We start from the raw sequence: 24183 nt of genomic DNA, 5'->3' as shown, positions 1-24183 counted from the left end.
GCCGATGCGTTCCCGCTATCAATTTCTTTCTGGCAATGATTTCTATTTTATCACGATGACAATTGTGGAATGGATTCCCGTTTTCACCCGCGCTAAATACTGTGACATTTTTATTGATGCATTGCGCTTCAGTCAGGAAAACAAAGGCTTAAAGGTTCATGCGTTTGTCTTGTTGGATAATCATGCGCATTTGATTGTGTCAGGGGCTGATTTGTCAAAAATTTTTAAGGAGTTTAAAAGCTATACAGCGACCCAATTAATCAAAAAAATAACATTTGATGATCGGCAGTGGTTGTTAAACCAATTGTCGTATTGGAAGAAGCGGTATAAAACCGATAGCATCCATCAGGTTTGGCAGGAAGGTGTGCATCCGCAGATGATTGTCAGCGAGAAAATGCTGCGTCAGAAGATTGAATATATTCATAATAACCCGGTTAAAACGGGTTTGGTAGCTCAGCCGGAACATTGGGTTTATTCCAGTGCAAGTAATTATTTTCTGGGTCAGGGTATTTTTAATGTTGAGCTGATTAAGGTGCATTGAGTGCTTTAAATCCTCGTTCCAAGCTCCGCTTGGAACGCATACTGTCACCAAAGCTCTGCTTTGATGCATTGGCATGCATGTTGCTTTGGACAAAAGCTGGCGCTTTTATGGAAAAGGGCATTCCAGGCGGAGCCTGGAACGAGGGAGTGTGTTGTAAATCCTCGTTCCAAGCTCGGCTTGGAATGCATACTATTTTCAAAAGCTCTGCTTTGTAAGGCTTGCACGCATGATAGCGATAATAAAATCATTTATTTTGAATTTCTATTATGACCTTTGAGCATGTTTTGATATTTTTTACAGCTACAATCAAAAAATAATTCATGAAATCCAACATTTCTATCTTGAAAGAAGGGCAGATAGGCAGGAAAGGGGACTTCAAAGCAATTGAGCGGTTCGGAGATGCAAAATTGTATATTGGAAATGCTCTCATGTGTATCAGAGATGCAAAATTGTATGTTGGAAATGCTCTCATGTGTATCGGAAATGCAAAATTGTAGTTCTGGGGTGCGGAGGGGACTTGCGAGGAGCAAGCGTGCGGTTCAGATATGCAAATGCCTATCAAAAGGTGCTTGTTTGGTGCAGATAGATTCAAGCGAGCACAGAAAATACTCACAGTTACAGCTAAATTATCCGAAAAGGGATACCAAATACCAAACAAATCAGTATTTTGTGCGGTTTTGGTTACGGTGTTTTCTCTGGCAACGGGTCTAAAATTTCCAAAAAAGAGTGTTGATGGTTTTTTGCTGCAACAGCACCCAAAAGTATTCGCAAAGAATTTGCAGTCTGACCGTATTGACCAATGACTTTTCCCGTGTCGCACTCGTTAACCCGTAGTTCAAAAACAATGGTTCCGTGACCTTTAACCGTATTTATTTGGACATCGTCAGGCTTGTCAACGATGTGCTTTACCAGATTTTCTAGAAAATCTTTCATCAACAACCTCCCTTAGATTTTCAATATTTGGAATATTCGTCAAACCACAATCGCTTTGTATCCGTCAGGATCAGGCTTTCTTCTTTTCATCCTGTTTCTGTTTTGCTTTTTTTGCAGAATCATTCTTCTTTATGGATTCTTGCTTCTGCTTTTTGTCTTTATCTTTTTGACCTTTGTCGCCCATTGTGTTGCTCCTTTTTGGATTTGGATGTTTTATCAGCGTGACGATGCGGTTTTCTGAGGAATCACGGTTTGCCGCAAACGAAGAATCTCGTTTTATAGCGTATCAATTCTTACATTTACTGTTTACCTGAACATTTATTCTAAAAATGACCGCAATATTTTGCTGCGGGATTTATGACGCAATCGACGCAACGCGACTTCCTTTATCTGGCGAATTCTTTCGCGGGTCAGGTTAAAGCGTTCGCCAATTTCTTCCAGTGTCAGCGATTGATCTGTACCGAGCCCAAAATATAACCGGACAACTTCGGCTTCCCGTTTGGTCAGCGTCGCCAGCGTCAGATCAATTTCCATCTTTAAAGAATGATCCATTAATTCCGCATCCGGCGATGGTTGGTGATTGTTCTCGATAACATCGAGCAGCGAGTTGTTTTCACCAATCTTGAACGGTGTATCAATGGATAAATGACGTTTGGAAACCTTGAGGGTTTCTCTCACGTCGTATCCTTTCATTTCCAGTTGTTCGGCAATTTCATCGGAACTTGGTTCGCGTCCGTGTTCTTGCTCCAGTTTGGAATATACTTTGCCTATTTTGGAGAGTATCCCAACCCTGTTAAGGGCAGGCGAACAATCCGGGAGTTATCGCCCAATGCCTGGATAATTCCCTGACGAATCCACCACACTGCGTATGAAATAAATTTAAATCCCCGGGTTTCGTCAAAGCGTTGTGCCGCTTTCATCAGCCCTAGATTGCCTTCGTTGATCAAATCGTTTAATGATAGCCCTCTGTTTTGAAACATTTTTGCAACACTAACGACAAAACGAAGATTTGCTCTGGTCAACTTCTCTAAAGCCTGGGTATCTCCTTTTTTTATCTGACGTGCCAATTCAATCTCATCTTCGGGGGATAATAATGGTACCTCGCTGATTTCCTGAAGATATTTATCCAATGACTGACTTTCACGACTATCAGAATATTTGATCATACGATATTAAACTCCCTTACCTTTGTTTTTTTTGTCAGAATCGTCTTTATTCAACCAGCACAAAAAAATGGGGCACGGCACTATTCATCAGGAAATTTTAGCCCGTTGAACTTAAGCTTAAACAGCCAAAGGGGTATAATGATGGTAATATTATCCCCTTCGTATGTTTCAACAACAAGTAACGATTTTTGCAGCCAAACAATATGGTCTTTATAATTTACCCGAATTGTTTTTGTGGTCTCTTCGAGAAACAGAACCTCAATTGACGTGGATCTGGTCAGGTTTTTTTTTAACCGCCAGGGAATGGTAAGTTTGATCTGTTTCCCCCATTTCATAAATTATAATTGACCACTGCAAATGATTGGCAGTTAACGATTTCCGCGTCCGCGAAAACCACCGCCACCACCAAAACCACCGCCACCGCGTTTGTCCGATTTGGGGCGTGCTTCGTTAACGATAATATTTTTACCGTTGAGATCTGTTCCGTTTAGCTGATCAATTGCCGATTGTGCATCAGCTTTTGCTTCCATTTCGACAAATCCAAAACCTTTTGATTCGCTGGTAAACTTGTCTTTAATAATATTGACAGCGGTTATTTTTCCAAACGACTCAAATGCTTCTTTCAAGTCATCTTCACTGGTTTGGTGGGACAGATTGCCTACATAAATATTCATCATTCATCCTTTGATATGGGTTGATTCAAGAATAAACGACACCCGTTAGCGTCGTTCATTTTATTTTTAATGGTTATAAAAAATAGCTAAATGCCTATAGATATGATAACATAAGTTATCGGTTGTTGGGTTTTCTAGTCCAGAGTGTGGTTTACCAAGGTGGGCCGGAATTCCGTTAATTGAATACCAAGTTAAGCTAATTGTAACGGCCAGTCAAGGTGGATTATTATTACTTGCCGAGAAACAGTTTGGTAGAGGGTCAAAATTTTTTTAAACAGGTGTAGCTGTGGGGTGGGGAAGTGGGGCTTTATTTAACGGGAAGATAGCGGAGCAGAATGTTGCTGTTCCCAAATACCCTGGAGGTGTCCAATTGGAGCGATAAATGGTTTGCGAGCCCTTCAAACAAACTGCGCCCGCTGCCGATCGCAATGGGATTCAGCACCAGATGGTATTCATCAATCAGGTGTTCACCTGCCAGTTGGGCAATAATGCTGCCACTCCCCAAAACAACCAACCCTTTTCCGGGCTGCTGTTTCAGCTTGAGGATTTCTTCGGTAATATTGTTTTTTATGAGTGTGGTATTTTGCCAGTCAGCCTGATTCAAAGTTGTGGAGAAAACCACTTTTGGGGCATCGTTCATCCGTTTGGCAATATCGGGCATCCGTTGCATTGCTGCGGGGGTGGGCCAAAAGCTGTTCATCAAATCGTAAGTTTTTCTGCCAAAAATCAAGGTACCGCCGCTGCCGGCGTTTTCCCTCGTAAAGGCATTCCATTCTTCATCTTGTTTATGCGCCCAGCTCATATCACCGTTGACGTCCGTAAAATAGCCGTCCAGTGTGATATGGTTAAAAACGATCAATTTTTGCATAACGAGCGGTGCCTTTCTAATGTTGTCCGTTTACAAAATAACCATTCAATACACCACTCTCAAGGGGGAGACGCGACAATCTGGCGGGGGGATTGCGTTTTGGGATTCGCCGGATTTCACTAAATGAGACCTCGCCAATCAATACACCAATCGCAACACGTAATCATTTTGGTCTGCCATAATCGCAACTGAGTTTTTGCCAACGGTTATGGGTATCACTGCATCCGGATTACCGCTACCGAAATCGAGCTTGTTTGTGGGCAGTTTGGAAATATTCGTAACCAAACATCCCGTTGAAGGGGCGTATGGTTTCAGGTCGGCAAACTGTTTATTGGCGATCCATGTTTCCAATTGCATCAGGTATTCCAGATATTGGTTTTGGCTGATATCCGGCATGCTTTTCCGGATGCGCACCGCAATATCGTCAATAGTAGCTTGTTGCAAATCGCCGGTTGCGAATGAGACCTTGTGGAACATCAATCCGTTTCCGAAATATTTTGTGCCGTATGGTTTGATACGATTTCGTACATCCATCGGAATCGTCAGGTTAATAGTTGTTCCAAATGAATTTGATTGTAACTCAACAGATGTTTTGACCACCGTCGCCGCTAAAATATCATTACTGGAAACCCTGGCGTTTTGATCGGCGGCAATAGTTTTGATTTGATCCCGCACCGCAGATTTCGCAATATGTTTGAATTTGATAACCAGATTGTCCGGTTGTTTTTCCACCGGGATCTCGAATGGATCGAATTGAAAATCCCGCAAAACAGTACGGTTGTGGCGCGGTGCCAAAACGGCACGGATAAACTGTTTCTTTAACGGAAGCGCATGGGTACGGCTCATTACCGCCAGTTGATACAAAAAGTAAAAATAGCTGTAGCCGTCACCCGCCAAATGGTTCATTTTTGGAATGAGCACTGTGCCGTTGTTGTATCGGAGAATCCGGAGATGAAATAGTTTTCCGCTAACCAACTCTACGGGGTTACCGATCTCGGCGAAACATTGCCTGTCAGCCGAAAAATCTGTGTCGATAGTCGCCTCAGAAATAACATCAGTTTCGGAATAGGTTTTGGCGTAAATACTGCCATCGCGATATTCGCCAAACAGCGGCCAAAATGGTGTTGATAAATATTTTAATGCCGTTTTAATGTTGTCGATGTCGATCGGGTTACGGTAATAAATCAGAAATTCAATCGGATAACTGCCGTTGGTAAAAAGTGTGTCAATCTGGGAAACAGGAATTTTTTTCATAGCTTACAAATGAAATGTTGGAGTTTGTTTGGGCTTTGGTTTTGGATAATTACCTAACCTGTATTTATTCTGCTTAATATATTCATTTTTTCGATTTTTTCCGCACAAGTTAGATTTTTGCTTTTCTGAAAACGGGAGGGTGTTTCTTCTCGTCGATCGTTAAAATAATTTCCTATCTGCCGTATAAATCCGGATTACTTCACCGACAGCTATTGAATAACTCGCCGGCGACGCTTATCTTCTCAAAATAAAGTATAGATTTTTTTGTGTAGCAAATTTTTGGAGGAATAGATAGTGACGATTCGGAATTCTATTAAACGCAACATCCATTGGGCGGTTTTGCTGTTGTTGATTGGCACAATTTCCAGCGGCTTAAGCCAGTCATCCGGTAATTATGATGACCTGGTTTCGCTGTTCACCGAATGGCGCAAATTTGAGCGTCCGCCAATGCTGGACGGCGCACCCGATTACACAGCCGCAACCTTCGAAAAACGTTATGAGACATTCAAAACCTATCAACAAAAATTGAACGCACTCGATTACAGCGGTTGGACGGTTGAACAGCAAGTTGACTGGCACATTTTGCTGGCGGAAATGAACGGCTTCGATTTTAACCACCGCATTTTAAAACCGTGGGTGCGCGATCCCGCGTTTTACAAATCCATTTGGGAAGATCGCAGCGATGTTCCGGCGCATGAAGGTCCAACACATCACGCCGTAACGGAGCTGTGGACGTATCAATTTCCGCTGTCGGCTGCGGAAGAAGCGCGACTTATCGCAGATTTGAACATCATCGCGCCGCTGAATAAACAGGCGCAAATCAATTTGACCGGCAACGCCCGGGATCTCTGGATTGCCGGTATCCGCGATATTCGCGAACAAAGCGAAGCGCTGGATAAACTTGCTGAAACTGTCGGTTCCGGCGCTGGTGCGCAGCTAAAAAAAGCAATTGCCGACGCAAAATCCGCAACGGATGAGCTGGTTGTCTGGCTGGAAAAACAGTCGGCATCGAAAACCGGGCCATCCGGCATCGGAAAGGAAAATTACACCTGGTATCAACAAAACGTGCATCTCGTTCCGCTAACCTGGGATGATGAAGTGATGATCCTGAAACGCGAATTGGCCCGCGCCTGGTCATCGCTGAAAATGGAAGAACATCGCAATCGCCATTTGCCGGAGCTAAAAGCAGCAGCGTCGCCGGAAGAATTCCGGGCACTTGCGGAACGATCCGCCCGCAGTTTTATGGACTTTCTGAAAGATCAGGACATCGTCACCGTCGCCGATTATTTTGAACCGGCATTGCGCGAACACCTGCTCAGCTATGTTCCGTTAGAAAAACGCAATTTCTTTTTGGTTGGTGCTCATTACGATCCCCGTCCGTTGTATTCCCATTTTTATCATTGGTTTGTGCTGGCGCAGATGGATAATGATCCGTTGGACAACGTTATCCGCCGAAACGCGTTGCTGTATAATATTTTCGATAGCCGCGATGAAGGATTGGCAACCGCTGTTGAGGAGCTGTTTATGCAAGCCGGATTATATGATGATAATCCGCGCGTTCGCGAGATTGTCTGGATTATGATTGCCCAGCGCGCTGCCCGCGGACTCGGGTCGCTGTATGCCCACGCTAACGAAATGACGATGGAAGAAGCCGGGAAAATTCACTCGAACTGGACGCCGCGCGGTTGGATGAAAACCGAACCGACCCTGCTCATATTTGAACAACATTTGTATTTGCGCCAGCCGGGATACGGCACCAGTTACATCACCGGAAAATATTTGCTGGAAGAAACGATCGCAGAATATGCCCGCCAAAAAGAGGCGCAAGGTGAGCCGTTCAAAATGAAAGCATTTATGGATGAATTGAATGAAATCGGCAGTATTCCGGTTTCGCTGGTTCGCTGGCAATTGACCGGATTTGGGGATCAGGTAAAGAAAATGGTAGGTGAAAAATAAGTTACATCGTTGAGCCGTAAGGTGCTGGCGAGGATGGAAGCTGGCGATTCCGGTTGATCGCTATAATGCCACTGGACGATTGAGAAATGGAACACAACGGCGTCCGTCTGAACAAAAAAGAATGCAAAACTTGCGTCCGGTGGAGCGGGGAAAGTTGAAAAAATCGGCTGATTGCCTGATCAAAAAGTGCGCAAAAAGTTTAAACTCGCCATCCCGTTTCAGACAATGATTTTGCCGGGGGCGTTCGTTCAAGAAGCTGATCAGACGCCCCCGGCACTTACCAAAAGAGCTGGGTGCGTCCCTGCAACTGTAAAATTGTTGGGAAACATCTTTGCGACAAAATTTAAAAGCTATTGGACGGATAGCGCAAATTCTGCTTCCGATTCAGTGAGAATGATTTTTTGCTCCAAACGGACAACGTATGATAAAAAGTTGATACTTTCTCCATTTTCCAGCTTAAAGGCTTTGACGACATTTGTAATGGTGTTTTTTTGTTCTGCACTTAGATCATCAATAATCAGGATAATTTTTAGATTGGTCCGGAAGGCTTCCGAAAGCACTTTGTCTATTTCTCGTCCGATTAGCTGATCAGATATCTCCGGTTTTATTTCTTTTATCCACCGGGTCACCTTATTCTGAAGTTCCTGATTGGCATAAACATAGTCAATTATCTTATCCACCCAATTCTTGATGGTTTGTTCTCGGATTTGTTTGTCGGTGACAATGCTGAATGATGAAGCGAATTTCATCAATTGGGGTATGATTTGTCCGTTGAGAAAATTGGATTTGTCCTGTGATCGGGTTTTCCCTTCTCCAAAACATTCATATTCGATGAGATTTATCTGAATGGGGTTTTTCGATTTTTTGTTGAATAGAATCAGCAGACCATCCGGAATGGATTTGATCCCCTTCATAACCTGCTCGCCTCTGGCCTCGATCCCGGATGACATGAATAAGCGGTTTTCAGGAATTAACAACGTGCGTCCAATCTCGTATGCAGGAAAAAGCGAGTAGAAATTGTCATTTACCAGCGGTTCCAAGCCACGCAGCTCATCGGTTTCGTTTTTAAATTTTACAGTTTGAAAAGTGCCCATTATGGATACCTTGGCTTCCGGGACTGCCTGGAGTGCCTCAGACAGATTTTCATCTAAAATATCATCTTCGATATCTGCAAGAGTATCAGCATCATGTTTTCTATCCGCTTCGAGATACTTTGGGGCCTGGATTTTATTTTTTTGAAAGGCATTGTCAAGCTCAGTCAGGGCTGAATCATCGGTAATGCGTTTAGCACCTTGCAAGTATTTTAAGTTCCAATACTTACCGCCAATTTTAGACAGAAACTTAATATCGAAGTGACTTGCATATTCAATATCCTCCAATGAAAACGCGATGACATAATTTTCGCTGTCTTCCCAAGGTTTGTCGTCGGTTGTTTCGGCTAGTTTACCTCTCATACCGCAAATTACTTTTTTATTATGACTCACTACCAGATATATCAGGTCACCGATTTCGGGACCACGCCGAAGGAATCCAGCAACTTCGTGCTTCATACAGATATTGAAATTTTCTATCGACTTGCCGCAGTGAAGGATTCGAGTAGCCATAAGCAAAACACCTTATCTTTTCTAAAGTATGCGCAATATTTTTAGCACCTTAGCCCTAATGATTCTACACATTTGTGAATGGATTATTTTAAGATATGTTTTTTTGGGAGGCAGACAAGTGATAAATGTGAAAATTTTGATTTTTAACAATAACTGCAGCCGGGCTTATTTAAAATAATCTAGGAGGGAGGTTTCTAAGAAAGGACCCGGCTGCAGTTGTTTCGATTTGATTTTCTTGTCCAGTTTAAAAAATACTTTTGTTGTTCAGATCTGAAATATTCCGGGAGCGAAAAGGCAGAATGAGTGGTTCGGTAATATCAAAAAAATTGATTCTAATTGAACTCTAACAGACTTGATGACCATTATCATGTTTATTTTTTCAATGATTGGTAGCTTTTACTTGCAGCTTATTATTATCGCTTGAACACTTACTTCTGATATTTATGACACGTCTAATTTTCCGGTTTCTGCCACAGATAATTTCCTATTGCGTGCTGATCGCATCCTCAATTGCGTTGGATTATGTTTTGCACCTGTATAAACTAGCCTGGATCGGGCGATATTTGGGGATTGTCGGTTCTGTGTTGATCGTATTTTCCTTCACCTATTCCATGCGCAAACGGAAACAAATTTCCTTTGGTTCGCCGCGTGTTTTGCTCACTGCCCATGAATACCTGGGCTGGATCGGTGCAGTGATGATTCTTGTTCACTCGGGAATACACTTTAACGCCCTGTTACCCTGGATTGCAGCTATCTCGATGATGATAGTTGTTGCCAGCGGGCATGTAGGCAAGTTCCTGCTCAAACGAGCGCACCGGGATTTGCGGGAAAAACGTGCAACGCTGATCGCCCAGGGTAAGGGTAGTGAGGAGTTGACCCAAAAACTCTTTGTTGAATCGCTGACTGTGGATTTGATGAATCGCTGGCGCTTGATCCATATCCCATTTGTGATCCTGTTTGTAACTATGGCCGGCTTGCACATCGTTTCAATTTTATTCTTCTGGAACTGGTAAGATGAAAACCTCTATTTTGCATATTTCAGCTGTACTGCTCTTTATCTTGTTGATGTTCATTTTCCCGTTTAAACTGATCAATCCGGGTCCGTTGATTTCCGGGCATCAGGACATTCAAAAGGATTGCCTGTCCTGCCATTCGCCGTTCAGTGGCACATCTACGGATAAATGTATTTCTTGCCACGTGCCTGAGAAAATCGGCATTGTGACGGTCAGCGGTAACGAAATGCCAGATTCAGTAAAAACACCCTTTCATAAGGAATTATCGAGTATTCAATGCGCCAGTTGCCATACGGATCATGCCGGTATTTTAGCAGAAAGCGCAACAACCCGGTTCACTCATAGCCTGTTGCCTGCCAGCATTGCCGATGCCTGTTTGAGTTGTCATGAATCCGGAAAGCCGGATGACAAACTCCATATGGATCTGGCGAGTAATTGTTCAGGCTGCCATACCACAGACCGTTGGCAAAATGCGCGATTGGATCATGATCAATTACCGGCGGTTTTTCAAAAAGATTGTGTGGGTTGCCATTCGGAGCACCGCCCGGCAGACGGGCTTCACCGGAATAGCGGCAATGCCTGTTACGATTGCCACAGCACAAACACCTGGAAACCGTCCACATTCGATCATGACCAATATTTTCGATTCGACCGGCATCACCCAGCCGACTGCCAGTCCTGTCACGAGAATCCTGAGAATTTCAAGGAATATACATGCTATAGTTGCCATGAGCATTCCCGGGCGAGAATTGCCGGTGAACATCGCGAGGAAGGTATTGTCGATTTTGAGAACTGTGCGGAATGTCATCGAAGTGGTGATGAGGATGATGCAAAACGCATCTGGCGAAATAGTAACCGTCCTGACCGGCGATCTCGGGGACATGATGATGACTGAACAATTTGGGAATATCGCCCTTACGGCCGGGCTAAGGACCACGCGCTCGATAGCGTTTAATGGGTTCATTTGAAGCGTTTCCTGATGATGGGGCTATCGTCGACGGTCATTTGCCAGCGGTGGGAGCAGTTGTGTAATTGCTCTTCAAATTGCACTAAAGGACAGAAATTTTTAAGGATTTATTTTGAATAAAACATGATTAGGGTTGGAATACAGATCGACTTTATGTTTTGATAATCGCATATTTGTTTATAAACATTGAACTTAGCATCTATGTTTATGTCTGATCTCTAGTATAAAACTGTAAAAAGTAACTATTTTTTTACCTGTATGTTACCCCACTAAACAAAAAAGGCTGTTTAAGTTCTTAAGGTTTTTGAACTTAAACAGCCTTTTATTTGGTACCGGAGGTGGGACTCGAACCCACACTAGGTTTCACCCTAACCGGATTTTGAGTCCGGCGCGTCTGCCAATTCCGCCACTCCGGCGTTATTTCTAAAAGCAGGGCAAATATAGTTAAACTCTATAGTCTTGTCAAGACTCTGAAAAATATTTTTTAATTACTTTATTAACAATAGTTTGCGAGTTTCAAAATGGCTTTTTGATGTTAATTTGTAAAAATAAACTCCTGCAGCCACAGGTTTATGTTGAGAATCATCACCATTCCAGATTAACTGATGCAAACCGGCACCGTATGTTTCATTCGCCAAGTGTTTGACCAACCGCCCGTTAATATCAACAATTTCAATTGTAACAAATGCTAATTCCGGAACTTCAAATGCAATGGTTGTTGAAGGATTAAACGGATTGGGGTAGTTCTGATGCAAAGCAAATCCGCGGGTCGGGGAGGGGAGTGGATGATCGACACTGACGGAAATTCCCGGGTTTTCGAACACAAACAGCAAATCATCAACTTCGTCGATTCCCGTGATATCCAGATCGCCATCGTTGTCGCGATCATGAAAAACGGCGCAGGATGCCGCTTCGCTGGCGTCGAAATATTGCGGATTGACAAAATTGCCCAAGCCGTCATTTTCATAAAGCGTCCAAACACCGGTTTCAAAGCCGCTGCCGTAACTGCTGGCTATCAAATCCAGATCGCCGTCGCCGTCGAGATCGCCCAAATCCACCGCTATAACAAACGGTGCACCGAGCGAAAAAGTGGTCACCGGCATCAGTCCGCCGCTGCCGTCTCCGCGAACAATGGCTACTTCGTTGGTGTTTGAATTTGCCGAAACAGCATCCGCAAACCCATCGCCATTGATATCGCCCGTGGCGATCATCCACGAACTGCCGGTGAGCGACGTTCTGTCCGAAAGCGTCAAATTACCTTCACCATCGCCTAAAAATAGCGCGATTTCGTTGCCGCCGAACGCACCGACAAAAATATCCAATATGCCATCATTATTGGCATCCGCCGAAAAAATGCCGGTTTCCTGAAAAAGGCTTGTCGAAATAGTGATTGCTTCGGCAAATCCACCGTTGCCGTCTCCGATAAACAGCGACAAATTATTGGCATTTCGGTTTGCGGTCACTGCGTCAAATTCCGCATCGCCGTTGACATCGAGCAGCGTAAGACCACGCACACCCATCCCGGCAGTGAGTGAATTAATGGCAGAAAATCCGCCAGTGCCATCGCCGAGCAACACATGAACGCGATTATTTTGGGTGCTTCCGACCATAAAATCCACAAATCCGTCATTGTTAAAATCGCCGGACTCGTTGGTGCTGGGACGCGCAGCACCGGTTAATGGATGCACTGTAAAATTGCTATATTGCCCGGTGCCGTCGTTTAGAAACATTCGTACATCGTTTGACACTTCATTTGGCACCATATAATCAGTGTAGCCATCGCCATTCACATCCGCAGCATGGGCGCCGTATGTCTGAACGTGACCTTCACCCGGTCGTCGCACTGTTATCCGTTGAATTTCATTTATTTTGAGAGTAGTTCGATTGGGTTTGATCCAAAATTGCCAGGCATAACCCTTTTCGAGCGTATCGCCAGATGGTGAACTGATGCCTTTGGCGAGCATCACTGTAACCTGTTCCCCAGCGTTGAACGACATTTGCGGTTGAAATACCACTTTTTGATCATTTTCAACAAGCGACCAAATTCCGTTGATTACTCCCGTCCATCGACCAAATACTTTGAACGTTTGGGGAGTGATATCGCCGGGATTGATGCTCCGGTCAAACGTGATGGAAATTTCCGGATTCATCGGTGTATCCAATTGTTGTGATCGCGGCGAAACCGCGACAACCTGAATTTGGGCACTGGCTGAAACAAATAACAGCACAACAAATAATAGCGTAGTTAATCGTAAAAACATGGCAATCTCACTTTCGGGTGAATAATCAGGCGGCAGAATTTGAAGATACAATGCGATTTTTTGCTTTGCAAGATTTAGTTTTGCATCAGATAAAAATCATTTTTCCACTGAATTTTTCATCGATTACCTTTTTATTTCATGCCTTTTAAGCTATATTTTTACCCTGTTTTTTGCGAAAAAACTGTGAACAAAAAGGTCAAAATTTCCCGATGAATGTTGTTGGCTTGAGCAGTGAAAAAAGAGTTCTGGTCCCGTTGGTTTTGCTGGTTGTCGCGCTGATTGCTGTGATGCGAACGGTAGATAAACCGTTAAAAAATAACGTATCGTCATCGGGAATTGTATCGTTTGAATTTGGCGGCGATCTGCCCCAATCAACTGCAATCATCCATTCGTGGTCGCCGGAAGCGCGCCAATATGCGGCGTTCAGTTTGGGTATTGATTATCTGTTTTTGACAGCTTATGCCACTTTGCTGGCGTTGCTTTGTGTGAATGTCGCCAACTTTTGCTGGAAAAACAGCAATGAATTGATGCAAAAATCCGGCATGTGGCTGGCGTGTTTGCAAATATTTGCAGGACTGTTGGATGCCATCGAAAATACTGCGCTGATCAACCTGTTGTTCGGCTCGCAACATGCGGTTTTGCCACAGGTTGCGTATTGGGCTGCCGCGATGAAATTTACGCTGGTTGGGCTGGGGATTCTCTATATTTTGAGCGGAATTATCGCGAAAATTATCACCAAAATGAACATGAAAACGCAATGAAAATGAATGATGAAATACGGTATCCGTTAATGAACATCGGGATTATCGGCGGCGGTCAACTTGCAAGAATGATGATCACCGGAACCAAGCTGATGGGCTTCGATTTCACAATTCTGGAAGCAACCGACGATGCGCCGGCCAGCTCGCTGGCGGATCACCAGATTGTCGGTTCATTATATGACGAAGCAGCATTGAAAGATCTGGTAAACCGTTGTGATGTAACAACTTATGATATCGAGCATACGGATACAGCTGTATTGAAATCTTTGGAAAAAGCGGGTCACAATATTTATCCGTCACCCCAATTATTGGAAATTATTCAGGATAAATTGGTGCAAAAACAAACGCTTCAAAGCCATCATATTCCGGTGCCGAAATTTGAAAAAATTGACAAACCGACGCCCGAAAATGCTCAAAAATTCGGGTTGCCGTTGGTGCAAAAAGCGCGGCGCGGCGGATATGACGGGCGTGGCGTTCAGCGCATCGACAGCGAAGCGGATTTCGAAAAAATTATGCGGGTGCCATCGATGTTCGAGGAAGTTGTGGACATCGAAAAAGAGCTGGCAGTGCTGGTTGCCCGCAGCCACAGCGGCGAGGTGCGCACCTATCCGGTAGTGGAAATGGTGTTCGACGAAGCGGCAAATATCCTCGATTATCTGGTTTCACCGGCGAGAATCAGCGACGAAATCGCCCAAAAATCCTGCGATATCGCCATCGCTGCAATCGAAGCGCTGGATGGGGTGGGGATTTTTGCGGTGGAGCTGTTTCTCAATAAAGCCGGCAATATTTTGCTCAACGAAATCGCACCGCGACCGCACAATTCCGGGCATTTCACGATTGAAGCATGTGTGACCAGCCAGTTTCAACAGCACATTCGTGCGATCTGCGATTTGCCGCTCGGCTCAACCGAACAGCACAAACCGGCGGTGATGATCAATTTATTGGGTGATCCAGGATTTTCCGGCGCGCCGCTGATCACCGGATTGCGCGAATCGCTGGCAATTCCGGGTGTATTTTTTCATCTCTACGGCAAAGCCGAAACGCGCCCGTTTCGCAAAATGGGGCATGTGACGATCATCGCCGAAACCGTGGAAAAAGCGCTGCAAAACGCCTTTCGCGTCAAAGAAATATTGCACATCAAATCGAAGGGAAAATAAAAAATGGCAGACCCAAAAATAGGCATCATTATGGGCAGCGATTCCGATTTGCCGGCGATGGAAGGCGCTGCGGAGATGCTCACCCAATTTGGCGTTCCGTTTGAAATGACGATTGTTTCTGCGCATCGTACGCCGGAACGATTGTTTGAATACGCCCAAACTGCGGAAAAACGTGGCTTGCAGGTAATCATTGCCGGTGCCGGCGGTGCGGCGCACTTACCTGGAATGGTCGCGTCGCTGTCCGCGTTGCCCGTGATCGGCGTTCCGGTGAAATCGAGTGCGCTCAGCGGGATGGATTCGCTGCTGTCGATTGTGCAAATGCCCGCCGGAATTCCGGTTGCGACGGTGGCAATCAACAATTCCAAAAATGCGGGCATTTTGGCGGCGCAAATTTTGGGAATCAGCGATCCAAAAATTCGCGAAAACGTAAAAAAATATCGTGCAGAAATGAAGGAAACGGTCATCGCCAAAGCCGAAAAAATGGAAAACAATCAATAAACGGGATGGGAATGGCAGACACAAATAAGGGAAAACTGATTGCGCTTTCTGCACCGTCCGGGGCAGGTAAGTCCACAATTTGCAAACATTTACTGGAACGAAATCCGGATTTTAGATTATCGATTTCCGCCACGACTCGCGCGCCGCGATTTTCGGAAAAAGATGGTGTCGACTATTTTTTTCTCGATACAGCCGATTTTTTGGCGCGAGCGAAACGCGGTGAATTTCTGGAATTTGAGGAAGTTCACGGGAATTATTACGGCACGCTTCGCTCGACCATCGAGCAGTTTTTGGACGAGGGCAAAACGGTATTGCTGGATATCGATGTGAACGGTGCGTTGAATATCAAACAAAATTTTCCGACGGCGCTGCTGATTTTTATCAAACCGCCATCCATCGAAGCGTTGAAAACGCGCCTGCGCAATCGCAAAACCGAAACCAGCGAATCGATCGAGCGGCGACTGCAACGGCTGCCGCTGGAATACACCAAAGGCGAATCGTTTGACGTGCAGGTGATCAACGACGATTTGCAGCAAACCATCATCGAAATTGAGCGATTGATTCGCTCGTAAACCACGGACGCAACTATGTTTCCAACCGGAATTTTTGAGAAAAAACGGGTTTTGGTGGGCATCACCGGTGGGATCGCGGCATACAAAGCTTGCGAAATCATCCGGTATTTGGTGACATACGGCGCCGAAGTCCGGGCGATGATGACCGATGGCGCAACCAAATTTATCACCGAACTGACCATCGAAACGCTGACGAATCACCCCGTTTACACGAATATGTTTCCGCAAAAATTTGCGGCGACGCATCATATCGAAGCGGCGGATTGGGCGGAAATGGGCGTGATTGTTCCGGCGACGGCGAATATCGTTGGCAAGCTGGCCAACGGCATCGGCGATGATTTTGTGTCCACAACCTTGCTGGCGATGCACTGTCCGACAGTGATCGCACCGGCGATGAACAATCACATGTGGTTTCATCCGGCGATGCAGCGCAATATTGCCACGCTCCGCGATTGGGGATACCTCATTTGCAATCCCGAAGAAGGGTTTCTCGCCGAAGGCTATTCCGGGATGGGGCGACTGGCGCGACCGGAATTTATCACCCAATTTTTGTATCGGGCGGCGCATCCGCAGCCGGAAAGTTTGCGCGGAAAAACCGTGCTGATCACCGCCGGCAGAACTGAAGAAATGCTCGATCCGGTACGAATGTTTACCAATCGATCCACCGGAAAAATGGGTTTTGCGCTGGCGTGGGAAGCGTTTGCGCGCGGTGCAACGGTGATTTTGGTGCACGGTCCGGCGCAACTGACGCCGCCGGTTGGCGTTACGTCAATCGCCGTTCGCAGTGCGCAGGAAATGCTGGAAGCCGTTGAAAAACATATCGATGCTGCGGATATTTACATCAGCGCGGCGGCAATTGCGGACTATCGCCCCAAAAAAATCTTCGATCAAAAAATCAAAAAACACGACGGCGATTTTGCCGTAGAAATGGATCGCACAGTCGATGTGCTCAAAACGATGGGCGGCAAAAAACAGGCGCATCAGCAATTTGTCGGGTTTGCCGTGGAAACCGACCAGCCGGAAAAAAATGCCCGTAACAAATTGAAAAATAAGAATTTGGATTTGGTTGTTTTGAACAATCCCAACGAGTCCGGCGCTGCCTTTGCCGGCGATACAAATGTTGTAACGATCATCGGGAAAAACGATTCCGCGAAAATTGCCCAACAATATAAACTGGACGTTTCCCGCGCCATTTTTGACGCGCTGATCGCGCAGAAAAAAGGGGAGGGGAGTGATGAGTGATTTACGGGAAAAACTCGCCGCATTTTTGCAATGGAATCAGGATTTATATGGAAAGGAATGGTTTATCGAACAAAAAGTGAGTGAATTGGAAAAATTCCGGCAGGAAATTGAGCATTGCACAAAATGCCCGCTGCACCAATCGCGAACCAATTTTGTGTTTGGCGATGGCAACGAAAACGCGGATATCATGTTTATCGGCGAGGCACCGGGTGCGGAAGAAGACAAACAGGGATTGCCGTTTGTGGGACGTTCCGGTCAGTTGCTGAACAAAATTTTGGCACATTTCAACATGCGTCGGGAAGATGTGTTTATCGCCAACATTTTAAAATCGCGACCGCCGGGGAATCGCGATCCGTTGCCGGAGGAAGTTGCCGCCTGCATCCCGTATTTGCACCGGCAAATTGAATTGATTTCGCCAAAAGTGCTGATCGCGCTCGGTCGCGTTGCCGGACAAAATTTGCTCCGAACCGATGCACCGTTGCGGGAGCTGCGCGGTAAATTTCATGATTTCCGGGGAATACCGCTGTTTATCACTTATCATCCGGCGTATATTTTGCGAAATATGTCGGCAATGGACGACGCGATTTCCGATTTTAGCACGGTTTTGGCAAAAATATCATCAGAAAAAGAATAACTTCCGGGAAGGAAAATTATTAAATGGCAGAAAAGCGAAGAGTAAAAAAAGCGCCGTCCGACGAAGCGCTGGCAACGGGTGGACGTGTTCCGCCACAGGCTGTCGATGTCGAACGGTATATTTTGGGTGCGCTGCTGCTCGATCGCGAGGCAACCGCCATCGCGCTGGAGCGCATCGATGAAACCGATTTGTATCGCGAAACACACCGGAAAATTTTTCTGGCGATGATGTCGCTGTATCAAAAAGATGAGCCTATCGATATTATTACACTCACCGAGGAGCTGAACAAACAGGAAACGCTGGAAGATATTGGCGGTGCCGCCTATCTGGCAGAATTGGCATCGCTGGTGCCGTCATCCGCGAATATCGAATATCACCTGCAAATCGTGAAAGAAAAGGCGTTGCTGCGAAAATTGATCCGCGCCTGCACGGATATTCTCACGGAATCGTACGACAGCCAGGCAGAAGTTGAAGGCGTGCTCAGCAAAGCTCAGCAAAACATTTTCGATTTGCTCAAAAACCAGAAAGAAAAATCGTTTCGCGATATTGGTAGCATCGTCAACGAAACCGTTGAAGAAGCCGAACGGCTGCACCATATGGATCACACCGGCATCATCGGCGTTCCGTCTGGTTTTGCCCAATTGGACAATATGACCGCCGGATTCCAGAAAAGCGATTTGATTATTCTTGCCGGTCGTCCGTCAATGGGAAAAACAGCGTTTGCGTTAAATCTTGCCCGGAACGCTGCGCTGGAAGGCGGTTTTGGCGTCGGTATTTTCAGTCTCGAAATGAGCGATATGCAATTGGTTCAGCGGATGCTTTGTTTTGAAGCAATGGTCGATTCGCAGCGATTGCGCACCGGAAAACTGAGCGATAAAGAGTGGAACAAGCTGTTGCGGTATGCTGGAAAGCTTTACGAAGCACCTGTTTATATTGATGATACAGCAGGATTGGACATCATCAAATTGAGCTCGCGTGCCCGGCGAATGGCGATTGAAAAAAACATCGGAATGTTGGTGGTGGATTACATGCAGTTGATGGACGGACCCAAAGGATTGGACAACCGTCAACAGGAAATATCGTTTATTTCGCGTTCGCTGAAATCGTTGGCGAAGCAATTGAACATTCCTATTTTGGCGCTCTCACAGCTTTCCCGCGCAGTGGAAGCACGCCCGGATAAACGCCCGATGCTATCGGATTTGCGGGAATCCGGCGCTATCGAACAGGATGCGGATTTGGTGATGTTTGTTTATCGCGAAGAATTTTATCTCAAAGATCACGATGATCCGCGATTCAAAGAAGTTGAAAACGTATCGGAAATCATCGTCGGTAAACACCGAAACGGTCCCATCGGCACCGTAAAACTTACCTTCCTGAAAAATTATGGTAAATTCACCGATTACGCACCGGACATTGACGGGATGCCGCCAATGGATCAGGAAGTTTCATTTTAAAAGATCATTCAGCCAATCCCAAAAACCCGTTCCCCTGAATTATCCGATTGATAAAAACAGGGGAGGGGAGTAAACCTAATTCATGCTAAACGTATTGGTTTGCACCTGATCGATTTGCGACCACAGCAAACCGTCATTCGTCAACAAACGAACGACCAACGAACCAATATGCAACTCACGCTTTTGGTCATCTGACAATTGGTTAAGGGTTGTCAAAATATCTTTCAGCGTTTCAATTTGCTCTTTAGAAAAATTATTGTGGGTTGGCTCACCGTAATAGTTCATTTCCCAATTCCCTTTGGTTTGTGAACAAAATCCCTTTATTTCTTGCAGCTATCTCCGTGCTGCCTGTTAATAACTATCGACGGGTTACTGCGTTACCATAGTGAAAATCTACAATTCATTAACCAAATTGCTCTTCAATTATCGCGGGATCTTGCAAAATGCACGGCAGGATTATTGAAAATTTTAGTCAACCAGACTACGTTAATTCAATATAAACATGTAATTATAGCAATTTTATTGCTTTTTGTTGTTGTGGCATGGCATTTGTCAAATATTTCAATGAATAACTTGGAAAAATTTCAGGAGAAGCCATGCAAATCACTAAACAAAAGCCGTCAATTGAAATTCCATCGGCATCGATGGCAGACATTGCATTTTTATTGCTTATCTTCTTTATGGTTTGCACAACCATATTTAATGAAAGGGGATTACGGCTCGTATTACCGGAATGGCATTCAGAAGTTACACCGGTCCATCCAGGCAACCTTGCTGTTGTATTGTTAAACGATGCCGGGGCAATATTGCTGGATAATCAACCTGTCCAGATTTATAATGTTGAGCGGCAACTCCGGAAAAGATTGTTATCGAATCCTAACCTGGTTATCTCACTGCAAACCACACGATTTGCAAAATACGAAGATTATATTGAAATTATCGATCAAATAAAGCGGGCAGGTGCAACGCGCATCTCAATAGCAAATCCACTGTCTGATTGACAAATTGCCATATTTAGCAGTATACGCAGATTATTAATATAATCTATATTATGTAAAGTTGAATTTCCCAATTTCTCCCCTTTTTATTGTTTCCCTTATAATTTTTATAGTTTACATAAAATGTTTTCCATTACCTTTGTCCAATCAGTCGCATGAGTTTGTTTCTTCACCTCTAATATTCATTATTACGTTTTATATCCTGTTTATAACCTATCCTCATTTTTGGGCTGACCAGCACTAAAATTTCCAAACTGACACTATTTTGATCAGCTTATGAGGAAATGCTTTGAAATAGCGGTGTAATTGTATGCTTTTCAGACAAAAAAAAGGTGGAATAAAACGCTGGAAAATATAAACTTATTTACAATTGAAATAAAATTTAATACATTGTCAATGACACGTTAATCAACAAATTACTGGATCGTAATGATCATGGTACTCCCCTACTCCCAATTCTTTACTGCTTTACTGATTTGGCTTTATAAAATAAACATTCGTATTTCCAATAATCTATCACATAATCAATAGGTGGTTGCATGAAAAAACCGTTTCTGTTGGTTTTGTGCCTTCTTTTTGGTGCTTTATTTAGTTTGCATGCAAATACAACGGGTAAAATAACCGGTATTGTAAAAGACGGTAATACCGGCGAAGCATTGCCCGGTGCAAACATCATTATTGAAGGTACTGTATTAGGTGCATCTGCAGATGTTGACGGTTACTTTGTTATTCTGAATGTCCCGCCCGGGACATATAATGTTCGCGCCAACATGATTGGTTACACAGATGTAGTTGTGACTGAAACCCGGGTTAACATCAACCAGACGACAGAAATTAATTTTAATCTCGAAGTTTCTGTGTTGGTTTCCGGCAGCGAAGTAACTGTTATTGCCGAACGCAAGGTTGTTCAGCCTGACGTTTCCGCGAGTACAGCGAACATCGAATCCGCCCAAATCGAGGCGCTTCCCGTTCAATCCGTTAACGAAGTGATTGGACTGCAAGCCGGTGCTTTGGGATTGTCTATTCGCGGTGGCGCTTCCAACGAACTGGCGTTTCAGGTGGATGGCATCACGCTGCGTGATGAACGGAATAACGAACCGATTACCGGTGTAAGCCTCAGCGCTGTGGAGGAAGTTCAAATCCAAACCGGTGGATTTAACGCCGAATATGGAAATATTCAGGCGGGTTTAATTAACGTTATCACAAAGGAGGGCAGTCCTAATCGCTACTCCGGTACAATTACATTCCGGAATAGTGCACCTGGAGCCAAACATTTTGGCCCCTCATTTAATGATCCTAACTCATATTGGGTTCGCCCGTATGTTGATCCCGAAGTTGCTTTTGTCGGCACGGAAAATGGTGGTTGGGATGAAAATCTACAATCTCAATATCCGGCATTCGATGGCTGGAATACCATTGCAGCGCTATCGCTGCAGGATGACGATCCCAGCAACGATTTGACCCCGGAAGCTGCCCAACGACTGTTTTTGTGGCAACATCGCCGACAATTGGATATTACGGAATCCGATTATGTGATCGATGCAGGTGTTGGCGGACCGGTGCTGAAAGGTCAGCTCGGTAATTTGCGCTTTTTCGCATCGTATCGCGGAGAGCGTGAAATGTACATGCTTCCGCTCAGCCGCGATTCATATCGCCAGAACAATTATTTGTTGAAACTAACCTCTGATATTACTTCATCTATGAAGTTGAGTATATCCGGTTATCTCAACCAGGTTGAATCTGTGAGCAGCAACGATGTTGGCGCACCGGGATATTTCCGGAGTGCAGAAGGCATTGCAAACACCCTCACAAATGCCGGATTTACAACCAACAGCCGCATCTTTTATGATTCATATTGGGCACTCACCGACGTTGAATGGCGCAGCCTCTCAGCCAAATTGAACAATACGGTAAGCTCGAAAACGTTTTATGAAGTAAAACTTGAACATACCCAGGTTGATTATAATACGCGTCCAAACCGGGAGCGTAACAATGACCGGATATATGAAATTGTGCCCGGTTATTTCACTGACGAGGCGCCATTCGGAAACGAAGAAGAGCTTGTCAACGGCATCGATGGGATGTTGATGGGTGTTCGCGCAAACGCATTTGACACCTCAATTTTTAAAACAACAACCTTCCGTTTTGATCTGACTTCACAGTTGGACAGAATCAATCTGTTTAAAACGGGTTTTGAAGTTGTTTACAGCAAACACGATGTCAGTTATGGCGCAGTAAATACTGTTTTACCGACAGGGCGTCCGTTTACCGAATACAACCGCAGCCCGTTGCGCGGTGCGGTTTACATGCAGGACAAACTGGAATTTAAAGGATTGATCGCCAATTTGGGACTTCGTTTGGATTATTTAAGCCCCGGTGGCAAATGGTTTAATGTCGACCCGTATGATCAAGGTTTCTATTCCAGCGATTTTGCAACGGGAACAGAAGGCGAATTTGAACAGGTTGATACGGACAAACAGGTCTTTCTGAGTCCGCGATTGGCAGTATCTCACCCGATTACCGAATATGCCAAATTGTTTTTCAATTACGGACATTTCCGTCAAATGCCGGAAGCGGAAAATCTTTACGAAGTAACCCGCGTCACCGGCAATCGGGTCAGCTTTATTTCCGATCCAAATTTACCGTTACAGAAAACGGTGGCATATGAACTGGGTTACGAACATTCGTTGTTCGACCGCTATTTGATGCGAGTTTCCGGTTACTACCGCGATATCAGCGATAAGCCCAGCACCACCAGATATCAAAACGCAAACGGTAAAGTGACATATAGCCTCGCAACCAGCAATTTCTATCAGGATATTCGCGGATTGGAATTTACTTTGGAAAAACGAGGCGGTGATTGGTTTTCAGGATTCTTTAACTACACCTATCATGTTTCCTCTTCCGGTTTCTTCGGCATTCGCCAGATTTTCGAAAACCCGACAGACCAGCGCGAATACCTACGGGACAATCCCCCCACCCAATCCAAACCGGTTGCAAGACCCTTTTGGCGAGCCAACATTAATTTTTATACACCGCGCGATTTTGGACCGGAATTTGCCGGATTTCACGTGTTGGAAAATTGGCAGCTTGGTTTGCTGGGCGTCTGGCGCTCAGGTGTGTATTTCACCTGGACAAACAACACCTTCATTTCAGGTTTGCAGAACAATATGCAATGGCAGGATTATAAAGGATTTGATTTAAAATTATCGCGCAAATTCGATTTCAAGCCCATGCAAGTTGAGTTTTTTATCGATGCATTTAACCTGTTCAACTTCAAAAACTGGGCTTTTAGCGGATCGTTACCGACCGGATTTGTGGATGGAACAGATTTTACCAGCTATATGCGTTCATTGCGTTTGCCCGAAGGCGTTACCAACGAGTTCGGCTATATTCCCGCCAACGGTTATGGCGACGACAAGCCGGGTGATTATCGCCCGTCCGATGTCCCGTTTGATCCGTTGGAACTAAATCCGGAAAATGATCCGGCAATTGCGCGACGCAACGAAGAACGTATCAGTAAAAAATCTTATATCGATAACCCGGGTATGACATATTTGCAATTCCTGAATCCCCGGGATGTTTACGTTGGCGTGAAACTCAATTTCAATTTTTAATATCGACTTTGCT

20 protein-coding genes, 1 tRNA gene and 1 pseudogene are annotated in these 24183 nt (G+C 44.9%); 13 read left to right on the top strand and 9 right to left on the bottom strand.

Going from position 1 to position 24183, the window contains the following annotated elements:
* The first annotated feature begins 4 nt into the window (after positions 1-4).
* Entirely contained in the window at positions 5-541 is a 537-nt protein-coding gene (locus H6629_17710; GenBank protein ID MCB9069624.1) for a transposase, read from the top strand.
* Positions 542-1222: 681 nt separating this feature from the next.
* Here the strand turns inward: H6629_17710 and H6629_17705 are convergent.
* The 5 genes and pseudogenes from H6629_17705 to H6629_17685 all read right to left on the bottom strand — a co-directional run bounded on the left by H6629_17705 (position 1223) and on the right by H6629_17685 (position 5436).
* A complete protein-coding gene (locus tag H6629_17705; GenBank protein MCB9069623.1) occupies positions 1223-1474 on the bottom strand; it encodes a KH domain-containing protein in 252 nt (83 codons plus the stop codon).
* Positions 1475-1792: 318 nt separating this feature from the next.
* Positions 1793-2640: pseudogene (locus H6629_17700) on the bottom strand (RNA polymerase sigma factor RpoD/SigA).
* Positions 2641-3008: 368 nt separating this feature from the next.
* A complete protein-coding gene (locus H6629_17695) occupies positions 3009-3314 on the bottom strand; it encodes an RNA-binding protein (GenBank protein MCB9069622.1) in 306 nt (101 codons plus the stop codon).
* A 307-nt stretch (positions 3315-3621) separates the two neighbouring features.
* Positions 3622-4182 (bottom strand): dihydrofolate reductase, encoded by a 561-nt coding sequence (locus tag H6629_17690; protein MCB9069621.1) that lies wholly within the window; start codon positions 4180-4182, stop codon positions 3622-3624.
* A 138-nt stretch (positions 4183-4320) separates the two neighbouring features.
* Positions 4321-5436: a hypothetical protein gene (locus tag H6629_17685; protein MCB9069620.1), complete on the bottom strand. Its 1116-nt coding sequence runs from the start codon at positions 5434-5436 to the stop codon at positions 4321-4323.
* Positions 5437-5883: 447 nt separating this feature from the next.
* Here H6629_17685 and H6629_17680 point away from each other — a divergent pair, with 447 nt between their 5' ends.
* Positions 5884-7392, top strand: coding sequence for a DUF885 family protein (locus H6629_17680; protein ID MCB9069619.1), 1509 nt, complete (start codon positions 5884-5886; stop codon positions 7390-7392).
* A 350-nt stretch (positions 7393-7742) separates the two neighbouring features.
* Here the strand turns inward: H6629_17680 and H6629_17675 are convergent, their stop codons facing one another.
* Positions 7743-8996 carry a hypothetical protein gene (locus H6629_17675; protein MCB9069618.1) on the bottom strand — a complete coding sequence of 418 codons (1254 nt, stop codon included), beginning with the start codon at positions 8994-8996 and terminating at the stop codon, positions 7743-7745.
* A 443-nt stretch (positions 8997-9439) separates the two neighbouring features.
* Between H6629_17675 and H6629_17670 the strand changes: the two genes are divergently transcribed.
* Both H6629_17670 and H6629_17665 read left to right on the top strand, forming a co-directional pair.
* The gene (locus H6629_17670; protein MCB9069617.1) at positions 9440-10009 is read left to right on the top strand and encodes a hypothetical protein; all 570 of its coding nucleotides are present in this window, start codon (positions 9440-9442) and stop codon (positions 10007-10009) included.
* Position 10010: 1 nt separating this feature from the next.
* Positions 10011-10904 carry a hypothetical protein gene (locus H6629_17665; GenBank protein ID MCB9069616.1) on the top strand — a complete coding sequence of 298 codons (894 nt, stop codon included), beginning with the start codon at positions 10011-10013 and terminating at the stop codon, positions 10902-10904.
* 399 nt (positions 10905-11303) lie between these two features.
* Here H6629_17665 and H6629_17660 read toward each other — a convergent pair.
* Together H6629_17660 and H6629_17655 are read right to left on the bottom strand one after the other, a co-directional pair.
* Positions 11304-11392, bottom strand: a tRNA-Leu gene (locus H6629_17660).
* A gap of 72 nt (positions 11393-11464) precedes the next feature.
* Positions 11465-13237, bottom strand: coding sequence for a VCBS repeat-containing protein (locus H6629_17655; GenBank protein MCB9069615.1), 1773 nt, complete (start codon positions 13235-13237; stop codon positions 11465-11467).
* Between the two features lie 209 nt (positions 13238-13446).
* On the opposite strand from H6629_17655, the gene H6629_17650 reads away from it, so the two are divergent.
* The 7 genes from H6629_17650 to dnaB are packed head-to-tail and all read left to right on the top strand — an operon-like array spanning position 13447 to position 19555.
* Positions 13447-13998, top strand: coding sequence for a hypothetical protein (locus H6629_17650; GenBank protein MCB9069614.1), 552 nt, complete (start codon positions 13447-13449; stop codon positions 13996-13998).
* A gap of 2 nt (positions 13999-14000) precedes the next feature.
* Complete coding sequence (locus H6629_17645) at positions 14001-15155, top strand: 5-(carboxyamino)imidazole ribonucleotide synthase (protein ID MCB9069613.1); 1155 nt, start codon at positions 14001-14003, stop codon at positions 15153-15155.
* A gap of 3 nt (positions 15156-15158) precedes the next feature.
* Complete coding sequence (gene purE, locus H6629_17640) at positions 15159-15653, top strand: 5-(carboxyamino)imidazole ribonucleotide mutase (protein ID MCB9069612.1); 495 nt, start codon at positions 15159-15161, stop codon at positions 15651-15653.
* An 11-nt stretch (positions 15654-15664) separates the two neighbouring features.
* Complete coding sequence (gmk, locus tag H6629_17635) at positions 15665-16225, top strand: guanylate kinase (GenBank protein ID MCB9069611.1); 561 nt, start codon at positions 15665-15667, stop codon at positions 16223-16225.
* A 15-nt stretch (positions 16226-16240) separates the two neighbouring features.
* Positions 16241-17467, top strand: coding sequence for a bifunctional phosphopantothenoylcysteine decarboxylase/phosphopantothenate--cysteine ligase CoaBC (gene coaBC, locus H6629_17630; GenBank protein ID MCB9069610.1), 1227 nt, complete (start codon positions 16241-16243; stop codon positions 17465-17467).
* Positions 17460-18101: a uracil-DNA glycosylase gene (locus H6629_17625; protein ID MCB9069609.1), complete on the top strand. Its 642-nt coding sequence runs from the start codon at positions 17460-17462 to the stop codon at positions 18099-18101. Before coaBC ends, H6629_17625 begins: the two co-directional genes overlap by 8 nt.
* 23 nt (positions 18102-18124) lie before the next feature.
* Positions 18125-19555, top strand: coding sequence for a replicative DNA helicase (gene dnaB / locus H6629_17620; GenBank protein ID MCB9069608.1), 1431 nt, complete (start codon positions 18125-18127; stop codon positions 19553-19555).
* 75 nt (positions 19556-19630) lie between these two features.
* Here dnaB and H6629_17615 read toward each other — a convergent pair whose 3' ends face one another.
* Positions 19631-19840, bottom strand: coding sequence for a hypothetical protein (locus H6629_17615; GenBank protein ID MCB9069607.1), 210 nt, complete (start codon positions 19838-19840; stop codon positions 19631-19633).
* Positions 19841-20151: 311 nt separating this feature from the next.
* Here H6629_17615 and H6629_17610 point away from each other — a divergent pair, with 311 nt between their 5' ends.
* Complete coding sequence (locus H6629_17610) at positions 20152-20556, top strand: biopolymer transporter ExbD (protein ID MCB9069606.1); 405 nt, start codon at positions 20152-20154, stop codon at positions 20554-20556.
* 536 nt (positions 20557-21092) lie between these two features.
* Entirely contained in the window at positions 21093-24170 is a 3078-nt protein-coding gene (locus H6629_17605; GenBank protein ID MCB9069605.1) for a TonB-dependent receptor, read from the top strand.
* Positions 24171-24183 lie beyond the last annotated feature (13 nt).

It is taken from the genome of Calditrichia bacterium (genome assembly GCA_020634975.1).
GTDB lineage: Bacteria > Calditrichota > Calditrichia > RBG-13-44-9 > J075 > JACKAQ01.
Note: the sequence above shows the minus strand (reverse complement) of the source record. Positions and strands in the feature narration are given on the sequence as shown.